General features: G+C 71.6%; 17 protein-coding genes. 4 read left to right on the top strand and 13 right to left on the bottom strand.

Annotated elements, in window-relative coordinates:
* Positions 1-263: 263 nt before the first annotated feature.
* The 8 genes from IF67_RS0133490 to IF67_RS44010 all read right to left on the bottom strand — a co-directional run bounded on the left by IF67_RS0133490 (position 264) and on the right by IF67_RS44010 (position 6,045).
* Positions 264-1,472, bottom strand: a complete 1,209-nt coding sequence (locus tag IF67_RS0133490; protein WP_030992110.1) for a sensor histidine kinase — start codon at positions 1,470-1,472, stop codon at positions 264-266.
* Between the two features lie 5 nt (positions 1,473-1,477).
* On the bottom strand, positions 1,478-2,155 hold the full coding sequence (gene cseB / locus IF67_RS0133485) for a two-component system response regulator CseB (RefSeq protein ID WP_030992108.1): 678 nt from the start codon (positions 2,153-2,155) through the stop codon (positions 1,478-1,480).
* Between the two features lie 11 nt (positions 2,156-2,166).
* A complete protein-coding gene (locus tag IF67_RS0133480; protein WP_030992107.1) occupies positions 2,167-2,616 on the bottom strand; it encodes a hypothetical protein in 450 nt (149 codons plus the stop codon).
* Positions 2,617-2,631: 15 nt separating this feature from the next.
* Positions 2,632-3,138: a hypothetical protein gene (locus tag IF67_RS0133475; protein ID WP_030992105.1), complete on the bottom strand. Its 507-nt coding sequence runs from the start codon at positions 3,136-3,138 to the stop codon at positions 2,632-2,634.
* Between the two features lie 144 nt (positions 3,139-3,282).
* Complete coding sequence (locus IF67_RS0133470) at positions 3,283-3,690, bottom strand: hypothetical protein (protein WP_030992103.1); 408 nt, start codon at positions 3,688-3,690, stop codon at positions 3,283-3,285.
* Between the two features lie 88 nt (positions 3,691-3,778).
* The gene (locus IF67_RS0133465; protein WP_030992101.1) at positions 3,779-4,951 is read right to left on the bottom strand and encodes a sensor histidine kinase; all 1,173 of its coding nucleotides are present in this window, start codon (positions 4,949-4,951) and stop codon (positions 3,779-3,781) included.
* 183 nt (positions 4,952-5,134) lie between these two features.
* Positions 5,135-5,803, bottom strand: coding sequence for a response regulator (locus tag IF67_RS0133460; RefSeq protein ID WP_030992099.1), 669 nt, complete (start codon positions 5,801-5,803; stop codon positions 5,135-5,137).
* Positions 5,800-6,045 (bottom strand): hypothetical protein, encoded by a 246-nt coding sequence (locus IF67_RS44010; protein WP_158713203.1) that lies wholly within the window; start codon positions 6,043-6,045, stop codon positions 5,800-5,802. The genes IF67_RS0133460 and IF67_RS44010 overlap by 4 nt, the downstream gene beginning before the upstream one ends.
* A gap of 382 nt (positions 6,046-6,427) precedes the next feature.
* On the opposite strand from IF67_RS44010, the gene IF67_RS0133450 reads away from it, so the two are divergent.
* Positions 6,428-7,312 carry a glycerophosphodiester phosphodiesterase gene (locus IF67_RS0133450; RefSeq protein ID WP_030992097.1) on the top strand — a complete coding sequence of 295 codons (885 nt, stop codon included), beginning with the start codon at positions 6,428-6,430 and terminating at the stop codon, positions 7,310-7,312.
* A 303-nt stretch (positions 7,313-7,615) separates the two neighbouring features.
* Positions 7,616-8,917, top strand: coding sequence for an acyltransferase family protein (locus IF67_RS0133445; protein ID WP_030992095.1), 1,302 nt, complete (start codon positions 7,616-7,618; stop codon positions 8,915-8,917).
* A 154-nt stretch (positions 8,918-9,071) separates the two neighbouring features.
* Here the strand turns inward: IF67_RS0133445 and IF67_RS0133440 are convergent, their stop codons facing one another.
* From IF67_RS0133440 to IF67_RS0133430, 3 genes are all read right to left on the bottom strand, one after another.
* Positions 9,072-9,518 carry a RidA family protein gene (locus IF67_RS0133440; RefSeq protein WP_051818873.1) on the bottom strand — a complete coding sequence of 149 codons (447 nt, stop codon included), beginning with the start codon at positions 9,516-9,518 and terminating at the stop codon, positions 9,072-9,074.
* 32 nt (positions 9,519-9,550) lie between these two features.
* A complete protein-coding gene (locus IF67_RS0133435; RefSeq protein ID WP_030992091.1) occupies positions 9,551-10,390 on the bottom strand; it encodes a DeoR/GlpR family DNA-binding transcription regulator in 840 nt (279 codons plus the stop codon).
* A 164-nt stretch (positions 10,391-10,554) separates the two neighbouring features.
* A complete protein-coding gene (locus IF67_RS0133430; RefSeq protein ID WP_030992088.1) occupies positions 10,555-11,247 on the bottom strand; it encodes a spheroidene monooxygenase in 693 nt (230 codons plus the stop codon).
* A gap of 127 nt (positions 11,248-11,374) precedes the next feature.
* Here IF67_RS0133430 and IF67_RS0133425 point away from each other — a divergent pair, with 127 nt between their 5' ends.
* Positions 11,375-12,046 (top strand): TetR/AcrR family transcriptional regulator, encoded by a 672-nt coding sequence (locus IF67_RS0133425; RefSeq protein WP_234341505.1) that lies wholly within the window; start codon positions 11,375-11,377, stop codon positions 12,044-12,046.
* Between the two features lie 6 nt (positions 12,047-12,052).
* On the opposite strand, the gene IF67_RS0133420 is transcribed toward IF67_RS0133425, so the two are convergent.
* Both IF67_RS0133420 and IF67_RS0133415 read right to left on the bottom strand, forming a co-directional pair.
* Complete coding sequence (locus IF67_RS0133420; protein ID WP_107050344.1) at positions 12,053-13,072, bottom strand: alpha/beta hydrolase; 1,020 nt, start codon at positions 13,070-13,072, stop codon at positions 12,053-12,055.
* 96 nt (positions 13,073-13,168) lie between these two features.
* Positions 13,169-14,851, bottom strand: a complete 1,683-nt coding sequence (locus IF67_RS0133415) for a bifunctional 3'-5' exonuclease/DNA polymerase (protein WP_030992083.1) — start codon at positions 14,849-14,851, stop codon at positions 13,169-13,171.
* 645 nt (positions 14,852-15,496) lie between these two features.
* Between IF67_RS0133415 and IF67_RS0133410 the strand changes: the two genes are divergently transcribed.
* Positions 15,497-15,742 (top strand): chaplin, encoded by a 246-nt coding sequence (locus IF67_RS0133410; RefSeq protein WP_030992081.1) that lies wholly within the window; start codon positions 15,497-15,499, stop codon positions 15,740-15,742.
* Positions 15,743-15,835 lie beyond the last annotated feature (93 nt).

Here is a 15,835-nt window from a genome sequence, read left to right as displayed (position 1 = left end):
GCGCGGACGCCTTCCTCCTGGTGGTCTCCGAACTCGCCACCAACGCACTGCGCCACGGCGGTGGCCGGTACACCCTCCAACTCTTTGCCGGCCCGGACAGGCTGACCGCCGCGGTCAGCGACCTCAGCTCAGCAGCCCCCCCCGCGAACGCACACCTGGGTGCGTTCAGCAGCGCGGGAGTGGCCGGTGTAGAGGCCACCGGCGGACGGTGTGAGGCCGTCGGCGGTCGGTGGTTGGCCGTCTGCGGTCTGGGCCGCGGTGGTTCAGGTGTGCTCGGGTGTCAGGTGGACCGTGGCCAGGGCGCCGCCGCTGGCGGGGTTTTCGTAGGTGACCTTGGTGTTCAGCAGCCGGGCCTGGCCGGTGACGATGGTGAGGCCCAGGCCGATGCCGGCGCCGCGTTCGCGGGCGCCGGTGCGGAAGCGCTGGGGGCCGTGGGTGAGCAGTTCGGCGGGGAAGCCGGAGCCGTGGTCGTGTACGCGGACCGCCGTTCCGTCGACTTCCAGGGTCACCGGTGGGGCGCCGTGGAGTTGGGCGTTGGTGAGCAGGTTGACGAGGATGCGTTCGACGCGGCGGGGGTCGGTCGAGACGGGCGTTTCGTTGTGGACCGTGACCTCGACGTCGCCGCCCGTCAGTGCGACGGCCCGGTGCGCCAGGGTGCTCGGGAGGATCTTCTCGTGTTGTGCCTGCTCGACGCCCGGTACATCCAGCCGGGCCACCTCCAGGACGTTCTCCACGAGAGTGCGCAGGGTGTCCACGCCCGCGCTGACCAGTTCGGCCGGGCGGCCGGGCGGCAGGAGTCCGACGGCGGTCACCAGACCGGCGACAGGGGTGCGGAGCTCATGGGCGATATCGGCGGTGACCTGCCGTTCGGCCTCCAGGCGGGCGCTCAGTGCGTCGGCCATGGTGTTGACGGCGGCGCCGAGCCGGGCGATCTCGTCCTTGCCCTTGGGCCGGACCCGGTCGGTCAGATCGCCGTCCGCGATCCGCTGTGCGGTGTCCGCGGACGCCGTGATGCGCCGTCCCGCGCCGGCCGCCGCGACGACGCCCAGCACGCAGCCGAGCGCGGTGACGGAAGCGCCGGAGCCGACCAGCACCCGGTCGAGATCGGCGAGGGCACGGGCCTGCGGGGCGTAGGAGCGCCGGATGGCGAGGAGGTCGCGGCCGCTGCGGGTGGCGGCCCACAGCACCGGGGCCCCGGAACCGCCGGTGTTCTGGAGGCAGGTGGCCCGCACGGGGCGGTCGGTGACGGTCCTGCGGAGCGCGGCGGGCAGGTCCGGCGGATTGACCAGGGCGCCGCTGTCGATTCCGGAGGAGTAGGCGCCGACCGCCTCGACGAGCCGGGCGTCGGCCGCACGGCCGGCGTTCTTGCGCTGGCCCTCGGCGGTGAGCTGGTGCACCAGCAGACCGATGAGGGTGGCGACGATCGCGGCCGTCCCGGCGATGACCAGGGCGGTCTTGGTGCGCAGCCCCATGGTGGTCAGGGCGCGAGCTTGTAGCCGAAGCCGCGGACGGTCACGATGCGGCCGTGGCCGATCTTGGCGCGCAGCCGCTGTACGTGGACGTCGACGACACGGGGGTCGCCGCCGCACGCGTAGTCCCATACGCGCTCCAGCAGCGTGGTCCGCGAGAGCACGATGCCGGGCTCGGCCGCGAATTCGAGCACCAACCTGCGCTCGGTGGGGGTGAGTTCGAGCAGCCGGCCCGCCCGGTGGATGTCCATGGACGCGGTGTCCACCGTGAGGTCGCCGAACCGCAGCAGCGTCGGTTCCTCCCGCGGGCCGGTCTCGGGGAAGTCCGCGGTGCGGCGCAGCGCCGCACGTATGCGGGCGACCAGCACCGGTATGTCGTACGGCTTGGTGAGGTAGTCGTCGGCGCCCGCTTCGAGACCGAGGACGACGTCCACCGGATCGGTGCGGGCGGAGAGCATCAGCACCGGCAGCCGGCTCACCTCACGGATGCGGCGCACCACGCTGACCCCGTCGAGGCGCGGCAGCATGACGTCCAGGAGGGCGACATCGGGGGCGCGGTCGTGGAACTGTGCGAGCCCGGCGTGGCCGTCGGCGGCCGTGCGCACCTGGTATCCGTAGCGTTCCAGGGACAGTTGGGTGGCCTCACGCAGCAGGGGGTCGTCCTCCACGAGCAGCACATCGGTCATCGCTTGCGTTCCTAGGGCTCGGGGACGGGCAGCCGGACGTTGCGCAGCTCGGCTGCCGGGTCGGGCGGGAGGTGGTGGGAGGACCGTACGACGGCGCGGCTGTAGTACGAGACGTTCTCTTGGTGTTGCAGGCGGCTGAGTTCGACGGTGGCCGGGTATCCGTGCGCGGGGCAGTGGGGGATGCACCACATGCCGGTCACCCGCCCGGTGGCAACGGCTTTCGGCTTTCCCCAGGAGCGCCAGCTCAGCCGGGAGACCGAGGAGAACTCGGTGAGGGCGAACCCCGTGGGGCGGGTCAGCGGATGGCCCAGGGTGTCGGAGACATAGACCGGTCCTGAGACCTGGGTGGGGCTGGGCGCGGGGCCCTCGACGTGGGGCTGTTCGGGGTTGCCGCACCCGGTGAGGCCCACGGCTGTCAGCACCAGCGCGATGCCGGTGGCCAGGGCCGTGGGCTTGTTCATCGGGGGCTTCTCACATCAGCTGGTGGCGAGCGGGTGCTTGCCCTGGAGGTCCTCGGAATCGTACGCACCGGAGCCCCCGGCCAGCTTCAGGGTGAAGGAGGAGAAGACCTTCTTGCCGTTCACGGTCTTCGGGTCCGACAGCGTGAGGGTGCCCTTCAGCGGCTTGTCGAGGCAGGTCTCGAGGCACCAGTTGCCGGTGACCTCACCGGTGGCGACGGCCTTCTTCGCGTCCCACTGCTTCCAGTTGAGGTCCCCGACCGAGGTGAACTCGGAGAGCACCAGGCTCTCGGGGCTGCGCTCGGCCTTGCCCTTGTCCGCGTTCTCCTCGCCGACGTGGTTGATGACGTAGGGGGTGTTGTCGGTCTGGGCGACACCCGCGGTGTGGGCACGAGCGGTGTGTGCCGGGGCGGTGGCGGCGTTCGCCCCCGTGGCGGTGGCGAAGGTGCCGAGGGCGGCGACACAGGCCAGGCCCGCGCCTATGGCCGTCTTGTGGCGCCGGATCAGGCTCGTGCTGCGGTTCATGATCTCGCTCCGGTTCCTGGGGATCAGTCGACGTGTCAGAAGCTAGGAGCGACGCTTCTCGATGGCCTGTCAGCCGTGTAACAGCCGTCCATCGACGGCTGTTACCTGATCTACATACGGGCGGGACCTGCATACGGGCGGGATCTACATGCGGGCGGGAGGCTTCCCGGTCAGAGCGGTTCGCTCGCCGTCCCTGGTCACCGCGATGCCCTTGGGCACCTCGACCTTGAACCGGGCGTCACAGAGGGCGATGCCGGTGCAGCCGGCGTCGATGTCGAGGGTGTCGCCCTTGAGGGTCCAGGTCAGCCGCTCGCTGCCCGCGGCCGCGTCGAACCAGCGGGTGACCTTGATGTCCTTGCGGTCGGTGGCGACCAGGTCCGTGGCGACCTCGTGCGTCGTCAGCTTCAGGGAGGTGCCGGTGTACGGGAAACTCTTCGATTCCGGCGTCGCCTTCGTGGCGTCCACCGAGCAGCCGGTGAGGCCGAGGGCGGCGACGGCGGCCGCCGCGACGACGAGGGTGACGGGCCGCTTCGAGCCGGCTCCTGGAAACATCGGTTCCTCCACAGTTACGGATGGGTGCACTGGGAGGAGGATCCCGGGGCCGGGCGGGCGGCACATCTGCCGATCGGCAGATATCGGGTCAGCGGACGGCAGGCGCCGGCAGCAGGCATCTGACCCGCCACCCCTGTGCGTACGGGCCCGCCTCCAGCGCGCCGCCGAGGGCGCCGACCCGCTCGGCGAGGCCCGCGAGGCCGGTGCCGCCGCCCCGGCGGGTGTCCGCGGGCGACCCCGGCCCCGCGGTGTCGGCGACCGAGACCTCCACGGCCCGGTCGGCGGTCCGGCCCGCGAACACCTCGACCCGGCCGGCCTTCGGCGCATGCCGCCGTACGTTGGTCAGCGCCTCCAGCACCACCCGGTACGCGGTGTCCTCGGCCTCCCGTGAGAGGGCGCCGGCCACCTCGTCCTCCACGGACAGCGCGACCTCGGCGGTGGCCATGGAGGAGAAACGGCCGAGGAGTTCGGGCAGATCGGCCAGACCGTGGAGCCGGGTGGACGGCGGCTCATCCCATGGGCGCCCGTCCGCCTCGCGCAGCGTCGCCACCGTCCGGTCCATGGAGTCCAGCGCCCGCAGCCCGGCCTGCTCGATCCGGTGCAGCAGCGCCCGGTGTTCCCCGGGGCCGGGGGCGTCGTCCAGCTGGGCCGCCTGGGCCTCCAGGACGATGCCGGTGACCTCGTGCGCCACGAAGTCATGCAGATCGCGGGCGACTTCGAGCCGCTGCTCGCGCCGGGCCAGCGCCACGGCATGTGCCCGGCGGGTGTCCAGCGCCCGCAGATAGAGCCCGACGCCGGCCGCACACGCGGTGGGGAACAAGGCCAGTGCGGCCAGGAAGACCGATTCCTTGAGCCCGAGGTGCGGGTCGTGCAGGGTGTGGCGCAGGGGCAGCAGGATCGCGGCCGTGCCGGTCAGGGCGCCGGCGACGCCGGCCCGGGGGCCGGGCACATGGCGTACCACCCGCTCCAGGAGGACGAGCAGCGCGACCGTCTCGAACGGGAGCCACAGGAGGGCCAGGCCGGCCTTCCCGAACGAGACGGAGTCCGCGGCGAGGGAGAGCAGCGCGAGGCCGCCCGCCGCCCGGTCGAGGGAGATCCGGCCGGTCGGCCAGGGCAGGACCGCTATGACCAGCGCCAGCGCCGCCATGACCGCCGGCAGCCAGCCGCCGGGTGGCGAGATGGCGGCGGGAAGCAGCATCGCCGCGGCGGCCGTCCCGCCCCATCGGCGGCGTCTTCTCCGGGCACGTCTGTCGTCCACCATGGCGCCGAGGTTACGCACGGCGTGTACGGGAGACACGCGGGGCGGTGGAAGGGGCCTTTGCCGCCGTGGCCGTCGGGGGCCGGGGGTCGGGCGGCTGCCCGATGGTCCGGTGAGTGACGGATGGGCCGTTGAATGACGGATGGCCCGGTGGCTGACGGGCGGCTCGGTGGCCGGCGGAGCCCGTCAGCCCGGTGTCCGTCCGGTCGCGTACCCCAACTCCCAGGCCCGTACGGCGATCCCGACCCGGTTACGGACCTGAAGCTTGCGCTGAATGCTGGCGACATGGGTCTTGACCGTGCCCGCGGAGATGAACAACTCGGCAGCGATATCGGCATTGGTCTTTCCCTCGGCGACCTTTCCGGCAATCTCCACCTCCCGCTCGGTCAGCACCGCATCGCGGCGGCGGGGACGGCGGCCGGCCGTGGGGCCGGTGACATGCTGGAGCAGCCGGACGGTGACCGACGGGCTGATCAGGCTGTCGCCTGCCATTGCCGCCCGGACCGCTTCGACCAGCAGCGTCGGCCCCGAGCGCTTGAGCAGAAAGCCCGAGGCGCCGAAGCGCAGCGCGGGATAGACATATTCGTCGAGGTCGAAGGTCGTCACGATGACGATCCGGACCGGGGCGGCCGTCGCGGGGTCGGCCAGCCGGCGGGTCACCTCCAGACCGTCCATGCGCGGCATCCGGATGTCCACCAGCGCGACATCCGGCTTCAGGGTGCGCCCCAACTCCACGGCGTCCACACCGTTTGCCGCCTCGCCGACCACTTCCATGTCGGGCTGGCGCTCCACGATGCGGCGTATCCCCCGGCGGACCATCTCCTGATCGTCGGCGATCAGTAAGCGAATCGTCACGGGCGGGAATTCTGCCGTACGGCCGGGACGGAAACGAAGCGTGAACGCCCCTCGCGCTGCGGGTCGGCGAAGAAGAACGGGATCCAGCCATCCGCCGACTCCAGGTCGGTGCCGGCCAGTGGGGTGCGGCGGTGCGCGGCGTATACGGCGTACACGGCGTACGCGGCCCACGGCGTACACGGCGTACGCGGCCCACGGCGTACGCGGCCGACGCCCGGCTCTCGGGAGCGGCCACCCGTCATCCCTCGGGGGTCAGAAAAGGGGGTCGAGCAGGGCCAGGGTGCGCAAGCGCCCCACGGCGCTCCGGCGGCGCCGCGTGCCCGGATGGAGGGCAGCCCGGCGACCCGCGCCTCACCCGCCCGATCACCCTCCACACCCCAGCTGACCTGGGAAAATGCGACCGGTGCGGCGGGGCGACGGACAGCGGCCGCAGGGATCCTCGCGTGGCGGGTGACGAGGGATGCGGGCATGTTGAGGAGACAGCCGCATTCCTGGACGGAGCGACTGTACGGAAGGACTGGACGGAAGGACTGGACGGAGGGACTGGACGGCGGGAAGGGCCTCAGGGGGCACACCTGACGCGGACGCGGCCGTCCGCGGCCGAGCGGACCAGGAGGCTCCCGCATGCTTCGGAGATCGCTGCGGATCCCCGCGGCCGGCGTCGCCTATCTGGTGGCGGCCGCGGTGTCGTCGTCCGCGATGGCGTCCGGCCCGGAGGAGTACGCCGATGTCGCCGTCAGCAGCGGGACACGGGCCGGCCCCGGCACCGCGGCGACGCGGGTGATAGCCCACCGCGGCGCCTCCCGTTACGCCCCTGAGAACACCCTCGCCGCCGTCGATGCCGCGCACCGCCGCGGTCTCATATGGGTCGAGAACGATGTGCAGCGCAGCAAGGACGGCCGGCTGGTGGTGGTGCACGACACCACGCTGAAGCGGACGACCGATGCCACCAAGGTGTTTCCCGGGCGGGCGCCATGGCGGGTGGGGGACTTCACGGCTGCCGAGATCGCGCGGCTGGACGCCGGCAGCTGGTTCGGCAAGCGGTTCGCGGGGGAGCGGGTGCCGACGCTCGCCGCCTATCTACGCCGTCTGGACCAAAACGGGCAGCGCCTTTTGCTGGAGATCAAGGCGCCTGAGAGGTATCCCGGAATCGAGGCGCAGGTCATCCGCGAACTACGGGCACGAGGGTGGCTGGATCGCGCCCATGTCCGGAGCCGGCTCGTGGTCCAGAGCTTCTGTGTGCCGTGCGTAAAGGCCGTGCACGAGAGGGCGCCACAGATTCGTACGGGGATTCTCGGGGCGCCCGAGATAGGCAAACTGGCGGGCTATGCGCGGTTCGCGGATCAGATCAACCCCCGTGTGTCCGCGCTCAGTTCGCGTTGGCTGGCGGCCGTGCACCGACTGCGGGGCCCGCACGGGCGCCCGTTGGAGGTCTATGCGTGGGACGTGGCGAAGAACACCAGCGCCCGGTCGGTGAGAGCGCGCGGTGTCGAAGGTGTTATTGAATAGCGGGCAAGGGCCGGGGATTAGAGGGGCATTGTCCAGATCTCGTGGGGTGCCGCACTCCGCTCCGGGCCACGCTGCCGCCCGCGGCACCGTGAAGGAGCTGTGGAGGGCGGATGCGCCGGGTGTGGCCGCCGCAGTCGGGGATTTACGTGATTCCCGCTGCGGGGCTAAGGTGCCTGAGATGTTCGACGCCGCCACACTCCCCGTAAAAGAACTAAGACGCAGGATTTGGCTTTTGGGTTCCGATTTGCGGCCCGGTGCGGGCCAGCGTTCAGCTCTTCCCCTGGGATCGTTCCAGGAGGCTCCTTGACGAACGATTTTCCGTCGTACGGCGAACGGCGGGTGCCACTTCCCCCGCAACGGCAGACGCCGCATGACACGCTGAGTCCGGCGGGCGCACCGGCACCGGCCGGGACCGGCGGTGCGACGGCGACGATGGCACCGCCGACGGCGACCGCGCCCGGACCGGCGACGGCCCGTCAGCGGGCGGCCCCGGGCAACGCCTCGCATGCCAAGCCCCGAGGTCACGCCAAGGGCCGGGGCGCGGACCCGGCCAGGAATGCCGGTGCGGCCGATGCCAAGGCGAAGCCCCGCGATGCCTTCTTCGACAACGCGAAGTATCTGGCCATCGTGCTCGTGGCGATGGGCCACTCCTGGGAGCCGCTGCGCGACGGCAGCCGGTCGGCGGCGGCGCTCTACATCACCGTCTACGCCTTCCACATGCCGGCGTTCATCATCATCTCCGGTTATTTCTCGCGCAGTTTCGATATGCGCAAGGACCGGCTCCAGCGGCTGATTACCGGAGTTGCGGTTCCTTACATCCTCTTCGAAGTCGCCTACACGCTCTTCAAGAGGTGGGCGGACGACGATCCGGGTTATCCGATCAGCCTGATGGATCCCTGGTATCTGACGTGGTTCCTGGCCGCCCTGTTCATCTGGCGGCTGACCACCCCGCTGTGGAAGATCGTGCGCTGGCCGGTGCCGCTGGCCCTGGCCGTGGCCGTGCTCGCGTCCCTCTCCCCGGACATCGGCGATGACCTGGACCTCCAGCGGGTGCTCCAGTTCCTGCCGTTCTTCGTGATCGGGCTCTCGCTGCGGCCGGAGCACTTCAAGCTGGTACGCCGCAAGAAGGCGCGGATGCTGGCCGTGCCGGTCTTCGCGGCCGCGCTGGTCTTCGCCTACTGGGCGGCGCCGCGGATGAACGCCGCGTGGTTCTACCACCGCGACGCCGCGCAGGAGCTGGCCGCCCCGTGGTGGAGCGGTGCGGTGATGACGCTGGCGATGTTCGGCTGTTCACTCGTGCTGGTGGCCTGTTTCTTCGCCTGGATCCCGGGCCGCACGATGTGGTGCACGGCGCTGGGCGCGGGCACCCTCTACGGCTATCTGCTGCACGGCTTCCTCGCCAAGGGGTCGCGCTTCTGGAACTGGTACGACGCTCCGTGGATGCACACGCCCTGGGGTGCGGTACTGCTGACGCTCACCGCGGGCACCGTCATCACGGTGCTGTGCACACCCCCCGTACAGCGGGCCTTCCGGTTCGCCATGGAGCCCAAGATGACCTGGGCGTTCAAGAAGGATCCGGTGGGGATGGCCCGCGGCCGGAACTGAGCGGTCGCCGGCGGAGTCTCGAACAGCGTCAGGGGCGCTCGTTCCACCGGGAGACCGGCGGGGCGGGCGCCCCTGACGCATGCGGAGGGGGCGGCGGCCGACGCGCCGCCGGCGTCGCGAGGCGGACGGGACTGTGCAGACCGGCCCTAGCGGACTAGCGGACGACGGCGATGCCTTCGATCTCGACCAGGGCCGTCTCGTCCCACAGGCGGGTGGCGCCGATCACCGCCATCGCCGGGTAGGCGCCGCCGACCAGGCGCTTCCACACGGCGCCGAGGTCACGGGCATGCCGGCGGTAATCGGCGACATCGACGGCGAAGACCGTGAGTTTGGCCAGGTCGGACGGGCCGGCGCCGGAGGCCGCCGCGACGTCCAGGAGGTTCGTCAGCGCCCGCTCGAACTGCTCGACGATGCCGTCGCCGACGATCCGGCCCGATCCGTCGAGAGCGGTCTGTCCGGCGAGAAAGACCATGGTGCCCGGGGCGGCGCGCACGGCATGGCTGAATCCGGTGGGCGGCGCGAGATGCGGCGGATTGATGCGCTCCAGCTCGCCACCGCCACCGCCCGCGGCCGCACCGCGCTCACCGTTCTGTGCACCCATCCCCGCTCCCGCGCTCGTCCCGCTCTCGGCACTCATTCCCGCCGGCTCCCCTCCGCCGCCAACTCGTATCGCACACCCAGGGATTGAAGCGCGTCCCGTTCCTCCTGGGGAAGCTCTTCATCGGAGATGACGAGATCGAAGTCGGCCAGCGGCGCGAGTTCGTAGAGCGCCTGGCGGCCGAACTTGGAGTGGTCCACCAGCAGCACCTTGCGCCGGGCAGCGGCCATCAGCGCGCGCTTGACCAGGACGTTCTCCTGCGCCTGGTGGTAGCAGTGGCCGTTGTCGACCGCGGAGGTGGACAGAAAGGCGACATCGGCGCGGAAGCTGCGGGCGCTGTCGGCGGTGGACATGCCGAGGAAGGCGTTGAACGCCGCGTGATACTCGCCGCCCAGCGCGATCACCCGGATGTCGGGCTCCTCGGCCAGTTCGTTGATGACCTGAAGGGAGTTGGTGATGACGGTGTAGGCGCCGCGCCCGGAGAGTGCGCGGGCCAGCGGCAGTGCCGTACTGGAGTCGTCGATGATCACGGCCTGGCCGGGCTCGGCCATGGCCAGCGCGGCCGCGCAGATGGCCTCCTTCGCCGCCACCTGCTCATTGCCGCGCCAGCGCGCGTTGGACTCGAAGAGGGCGTTGGGCGCGGCCGTGGCGCCGCCGCGTACCTTCCGCAGCCAGCCCTGGTGCTCCAGGGTGTCCAGATCGCGGTGCACCGTCATCTGGCTGACGCCGAGCTCCCCGACCAGCTCCTCGATGGTCACCTGGCCCTCGGCCAGCACCCGGTCGGCGATCCGCTTCCGGCGGTCCCTGGGGCTCAGCTTGGTGACCGACGGATCAGTCGCGTCCGAGGAGTCGGCGGCCCCTTCGGTGTCGGTCAACGCTGGTCCCTTCCCGGATCACATCTCGGCCGTTCGCCCGTGGCAGGCCCCTACCCGGGGAGTTTAGGGCGTGCCCCGGCGGATCCACGCGGGCCCGCGGCGCTCCCCAGGACCGCGGGCCGTACGCCGGGCACCGGAAGCCATCTGGCGCTGCGTCGCGTCTCCTAGCGCGACGCCCTCACCGCCGCCGCCACCGGCTCATGGCCGTCCAGCGTGCCCCGGGCGCCGTAGGGGCGGAACCGCAGAAACGCCGACTCGTGGTGGAACGGATCCGCCCGGTCCCGCCTGACCGCTTCCTGGTGTGCGGGCCGGTCGGCGCCGTAGGCGTAGTGGCGCATCGCCGACAGGCTCTGCCACAGGGAGAACGTGCCGACGAAGCGGGGCGGTCTGGCCAGCGCTGCCGACGCCATCAGCGAAGGATCGGCCGCTGCCCGGCCGGAGGCGTGGGAACTGGCACGCAGGAACGGCAGTGCGCGGCGCAGCCGCAGCTGTCCGAGAGTGAGGACGGCGACCGGCCCGTCCTCCTCGTCCCCCGCGGCACCGGGGGCGATCTCGACGGGCATCGCGGGCCACGAACCGGAGACCCGCAGCGGCTGAAGCCGCACATGCCAGCCGCCGGCCAGCCGCCGGGCCAGCGGGTCCTCGGCGAGAAAGCGGTCGAGCGCGGCATCGTCCTCCCACGAGGCGAGCAGCCCGGCCCGTCCGGGCCGCACCCGGGGCGGACCGGCCGCGACGGCGCCGGTGAGCGTGGTCTGGGCGTACCGGAGGCCGGGGGTGTGGTCCGGCCGTGGACGCTCCCGGAGGACGGCACGGACAGTGCGGACACCGACGTCGGCGAAGTGGACGGAAACGATCACGAGGAGCCCCCGTTCCTAAGTTACTCATGCGTATACCAAGTGGTACACGATCCAGTATCCTTTATCGCAGCGGCCATGGCGAGCCGAAATCACCAGCCGGAACAAGCCAGATCGCAGGATGGAGCACATGAGCGAGATCGAGCGGAGCCGCGCCGCGCGCGCCGAGGCCAGGACGCGTATCGAGGACACGGCCGCCCGGCTGTTCGCGGAGCGCGGCTTCGCGGGCACGACCATCGGGGAGATCGCCGCCGAAGCGGGCCTGAGCAAGCCGATGCTCTACCGCCACTTCGACTCCAAGCAGGAGCTGCACCTCGCCCTGCTGGAGCGGCACCGCGACGAGCTGGCCGCCGCCCCGGTCCGCGAACTCCTCCACGGCGAGGGCGACCTGGCCACGAGGATGACGGCGATGTACGACGCCTGGTTCGGGTATGTGCAGAGCCATCCGTACACCTGGCGCATGATGTTCCGGGACACCACGGGGGACGCCCAGGTGGCGGCCTTCCACCGTGAGCTCCAGCGCAGACAGCGGGAGACGGACATGGCGCTGCTGCGCGAGTTCGTGCCCGGCATCCCCGAGGCGGAGCTGGAGCCCCTCGGCGAGGCGATCCGCAGCTCGCTGTACGGGCTCGCCCTGTGGTGGCTGGAGCGGCCCGACCGCCCGCGCGAGCTGCTGGTCGCGGCGATGGTGCGGATCACCCGTGGCCTGATCTCCACCGTCGAGGCCCCGGGCGGCGACCGTCAGGGCGCCGAGGCAGCCACCGGGCAGGTCACCCCCGGCGCGCCGGACGGGACGAACTGAGCGGCCTCACACCACCGCCGGACACGCCGGATACAACGCCGCCCTCAACTGCCCCGTCCAGTGCGCCGCCATCTCCTTCGCCACCCCGGTGTCCGCCGCGTACAGCTCGAAGCCGTGCCAGGCACCGGGCACATTGCGGACCGTGACCGGCACCCCCGCATCCATCAGACGCCGGGCGTAGGCCAGCCCCGCGTCACGCATCGGATCGAGATCGCAGACCAGAACATGGGCCGGCGGCAGCCCCGACAGCTCCGTGGCGCGGGCCGGTGCGGCATACGCCTCCGCCGTCGCCGTCCCCTCCGGAAGGTAGTGCTTCCAGGACGTCTGGACGCCGCGCCCGTCGAGCACCCGCGCCTCCCCGGCCCCTTCCGCGTCCGCCGCCCCGTCCGCCCCGACCCGGTCATCCAGATCCGGCACGCACAGCGACTGAAAGGCGAGCGCAGGACCGCCCCGGTCACGCGCCATCAGGGCAACAGCGGCACTGAGCCCACCGCCCGCGGACTTGCCTGCCACAGCGATCCGCCCGGGATCGATGCCCAGCTCGGCAGCCCGCCCCGCCGCCCATTCCAGGGCGAGATAGCAGTCCTCCACCCCGGCCGGGTAGCGGTGCTCCGGGGCGAGGCGGTATTCGACGGTGAGGACGACGGCCGGCAGTTCACGGCAGAGCTCGACGGCCACGCGGTCCTGGCCCGGCAGCGACCGGCCGAGGGCGAACCCGCCACCGTGGAAGTGCAGCACGGCGGGCAGCGCGTCACCTCCGCTCCCGGGGGCGGCGCCCACCGCCCCCTCCGGACGGTAGACCTCGACCGACAGCACGCTGCCGTCCGTCCGCGGGATGCCGAACCGCTCGCTGCACACGCCCGTACGGTCGGCCGGGAAGGATGCCAGCATCTCGTGGAACTCCCGGCGCGTGGCCTCGATGTCCGCATACGGGTCAGGGAGCAGCGGCAACGACGCAAATGCCGGGACGAGTTCGGGATGCACGCGTCTCGCGGTCAGGTCGGTCATCTCGGGCTGGACGCTCATACGGGGTGCTCCTCGTTCAGGACGGACGTACCAGGGCTTCTGCTCACGATCCCCACCCGCACGCCCGCACCGGCCCTGCGGTGCCGGCCGCCCGGCTCACTTCGCGTCCGCATAGCACTCCACCACCGCCGTGGTGAACGGGAAACGGACCGGCGTCTCCCCGAACGCGATCCGCCCTGCCGCCGCGGCCGCCTCCGTGATCGCTTCGGCGACCGTCGCCGCCTCCTGGGCGGGACAGTGCACGATCACCTCGTCATGCTGGAAGAAGACCAGCTCGGCGTGGAGCCCGCACTCCGACAGCGCGCGGCGCAGCGCGGCCAGCATCAGCAACGCCCAGTCGGCGGCGCTGCCCTGGACGACGAAGTTGCGGGTGAAGCGGCCGCGCGCGCGGGCGGCGGCCGAGCTGCTGCCGTACGCCGCGGACGGCTCCTCCTCCTGGGGCAGGCCCGCCTCGTCGGGCGGTGCCACGGACGCGGGCGGGCAGGTACGGCCCAGCCAGGTGCGCACCAGCCGCCCCTCCTCGCCCGCGCGCGCCGCCTCGTCCACATACGCCACCGCGGCCGGATAGCGGCGGCGCAGATCGGCCATGTGCTTGAGGGCGTCGCCGGATGTCTGGCCGTAAATGGCGCCCAGCAGGCCGAGTTTGGCCCGGGCGCGGTCGCCGCCGAACGCGCGGGCCGCCAGATCCGCGTACAGATCCTCGCCGCTGCCGGCCACGTCCATCAGGCCCCGGTCGCGGGAGACGGCCGCCAGCACCCGGGGTTCCATCTGGTCGGCGTCGGCGACCACCAGGCGCCACCCCGGGTCGGCGAGCACGGCCTGCCGGATCACCTTGGGGATCTGGAGCGCGCCGCCGCCGTTGGCGGTCCAGCGGCCGGAGACCGTGCCACCGGGCAGATACTCGGGGCGGAAGCGGCCGTCGTGCACCCACTGCTGGAGCCATGCCCACCCATGAGCGGTGTACAGCCGGTAGAGCGTCTTGTACGCCAGCAGCGGCGCCACAGCGGGGTGATCGATCTGCTGCAATTCCCATTTGCGGGTCGAGGTGAGGGAAATCCCGGCGCGGGCAAAGGCCTTGATGATGTCGTTGGGCAGGTCAGGGCGCACCCGCGCGCCCTCCCCGAAGGCCCGGGACACCTCATCGGCCAGCTCCGCCATCCGGCGTGGCTCCCCGCCGCCCGGATAGCGCTCGCCCAGCAGCCCGTCGAGCAGCTTGCGGTGCACATCCGCCCGCCAGGGCACCCCGGCCCGCCCCATTTCCGTGGCGACCAGCGTGCCCGCGGATTCCGCGGCGAGCAGCAGCCGCATCCGGTCCGGATGCTTCGCCTTCTCCGTACGCGCCACCTGGCCGCCGTAGACCTCCAGCAGCGCCGTCAGCTCGTCCGTGCCGGGCGGCAGCGGCACCGGGCCCGGGTCGAACAGCGACGGCTGGGTCTGTGCCGTACGGACGGGCGGATCCGGCGGGACGGGCAGGCCGTGCCGCCGCGCCCAGGCGGCGGCCAGCGAACGCGGCTGACCGGACTGGCCCTCCTCATGGCCGATCAGCAGCGCCTCAGCGGCCTCCACGTCGTAGCACCGCTCGACCCGCACCCCCGCCGCCAGCAGCCGCCGGTAGATCTCCGCGGTGGACCGCCACACCCACCGCTCGACCTCGGGACGCGAGCGCACGGCCTCGGCGAGCGAGGACTCCCGCAGCACCGGTCCGGCGGGCCGGCCGTCCTGGGCGAGCGGGCAGAGACGAGCACCCCCGTCGCCCGTCTCCACCACCGCCCATCTCATGTCCCTGAGTCTTCCACCAGGGTCTGACATTCGCCCTGACCAGCGCGGACGACACGATCCCCGCCCGCGACGCAAGCGAGCGCACAGGTCCCGGCACCGCCTGAGCCGTACGCACGGTGAGCGGGCGATCACGCCCCGTGCGGCGGGTGGGGCGAACGGCTCCCGCCTCCAGGCGCCCCGGGCACAACCTCCGCGCCCGGGCGCAGGGTTTGAGGGCCGTACCGCGGCGAGCGTCGCCGCACGGTCACGCCCTCCGGCATCTTCTGCCCAACGCCAAGGCCGAGTTCGGCGACGGAGCCGACCTGGCCTGCACCCCGGCCGGTCAGCCGCCCGACGAGCTCCTCGACCGGGGCGCCCTCCCTTGGCGCCGGACTCTGCTGCAAAAGCCGTCAGGAAAACACCTGTGCGCGGAACACCTTCATGGCGCCATTGCGCACGAATCCCGTGGCAACCGGCGCCGTCCGCAGGCGGGTTGGGGTGACGCGCCACCATGAGGGACACGGAGTCGCTGCGTCCTTTCGGAAAAGCGAGCACCGTATTCACCCGATTGAACCGCTACTTTTGCCCGAGTTGGTGAGTTGAGCAGCTTGTCGCTCTAAGCGGCGCGTACAGATACCTGAATGCTGCTCAGTGAAGAGGTTCACCGTGAAGTTTGTCTCGAAGGCCGCCGTCCTGTCCGCTGCCGCGGGCATTGCCGTTGTGGGCGGGGCCGGTGTGGCCAGTGCCCATGGCGGTGCCGGCGCCGCGGGTGTCGCCCAGAACTCCCCCGGTGTCATCTCCGGCAACCTCATCCAGGTCCCGGTCGACGTGCCGGTCAACGTGTGCGGCAACACCATCAACATCGTCGCTCTGCTGAACCCGGCGTTCGGCAACACCTGCCTCAACACCTGATCCTCGCACAGCACTTGAGCTCCGGCCCGTAAGGGCGGGGCTTTCGATGCCAAAGGCCGGTACGGATTCTTCGTACCGGCCTTTGAAATGCCA

It is taken from the genome of Streptomyces sp. NRRL S-1813, from assembly GCF_000719605.1.
Lineage (GTDB): Bacteria > Actinomycetota > Actinomycetes > Streptomycetales > Streptomycetaceae > Streptomyces > Streptomyces decoyicus.
Note: the sequence above shows the minus strand (reverse complement) of the source record. Positions and strands in the feature narration are given on the sequence as shown.

Coding starts and splice junctions, on each gene's coding strand:
- IF67_RS0133490 (WP_030992110.1), bottom strand. CDS start 1,472: ATGGGGCTGCGCACCAAGACCGCCCTGGTCATCGCCGGGACGGCCGCG.
- cseB (WP_030992108.1), bottom strand. CDS start 2,155: ATGACCGATGTGCTGCTCGTGGAGGACGACCCCCTGCTGCGTGAGGCC.
- IF67_RS0133480 (WP_030992107.1), bottom strand. CDS start 2,616: ATGAACAAGCCCACGGCCCTGGCCACCGGCATCGCGCTGGTGCTGACA.
- IF67_RS0133475 (WP_030992105.1), bottom strand. CDS start 3,138: ATGAACCGCAGCACGAGCCTGATCCGGCGCCACAAGACGGCCATAGGC.
- IF67_RS0133470 (WP_030992103.1), bottom strand. CDS start 3,690: ATGTTTCCAGGAGCCGGCTCGAAGCGGCCCGTCACCCTCGTCGTCGCG.
- IF67_RS0133465 (WP_030992101.1), bottom strand. CDS start 4,951: ATGGTGGACGACAGACGTGCCCGGAGAAGACGCCGCCGATGGGGCGGG.
- IF67_RS44010 (WP_158713203.1), bottom strand. CDS start 6,045: ATGACGGGTGGCCGCTCCCGAGAGCCGGGCGTCGGCCGCGTACGCCGT.
- IF67_RS0133450 (WP_030992097.1), top strand. CDS start 6,428: ATGCTTCGGAGATCGCTGCGGATCCCCGCGGCCGGCGTCGCCTATCTG.
- IF67_RS0133440 (WP_051818873.1), bottom strand. CDS start 9,518: ATGGGTGCACAGAACGGTGAGCGCGGTGCGGCCGCGGGCGGTGGCGGT.
- IF67_RS0133425 (WP_234341505.1), top strand. CDS start 11,375: ATGAGCGAGATCGAGCGGAGCCGCGCCGCGCGCGCCGAGGCCAGGACG.
- IF67_RS0133420 (WP_107050344.1), bottom strand. CDS start 13,072: ATGAGCGTCCAGCCCGAGATGACCGACCTGACCGCGAGACGCGTGCAT.
- IF67_RS0133415 (WP_030992083.1), bottom strand. CDS start 14,851: ATGAGATGGGCGGTGGTGGAGACGGGCGACGGGGGTGCTCGTCTCTGC.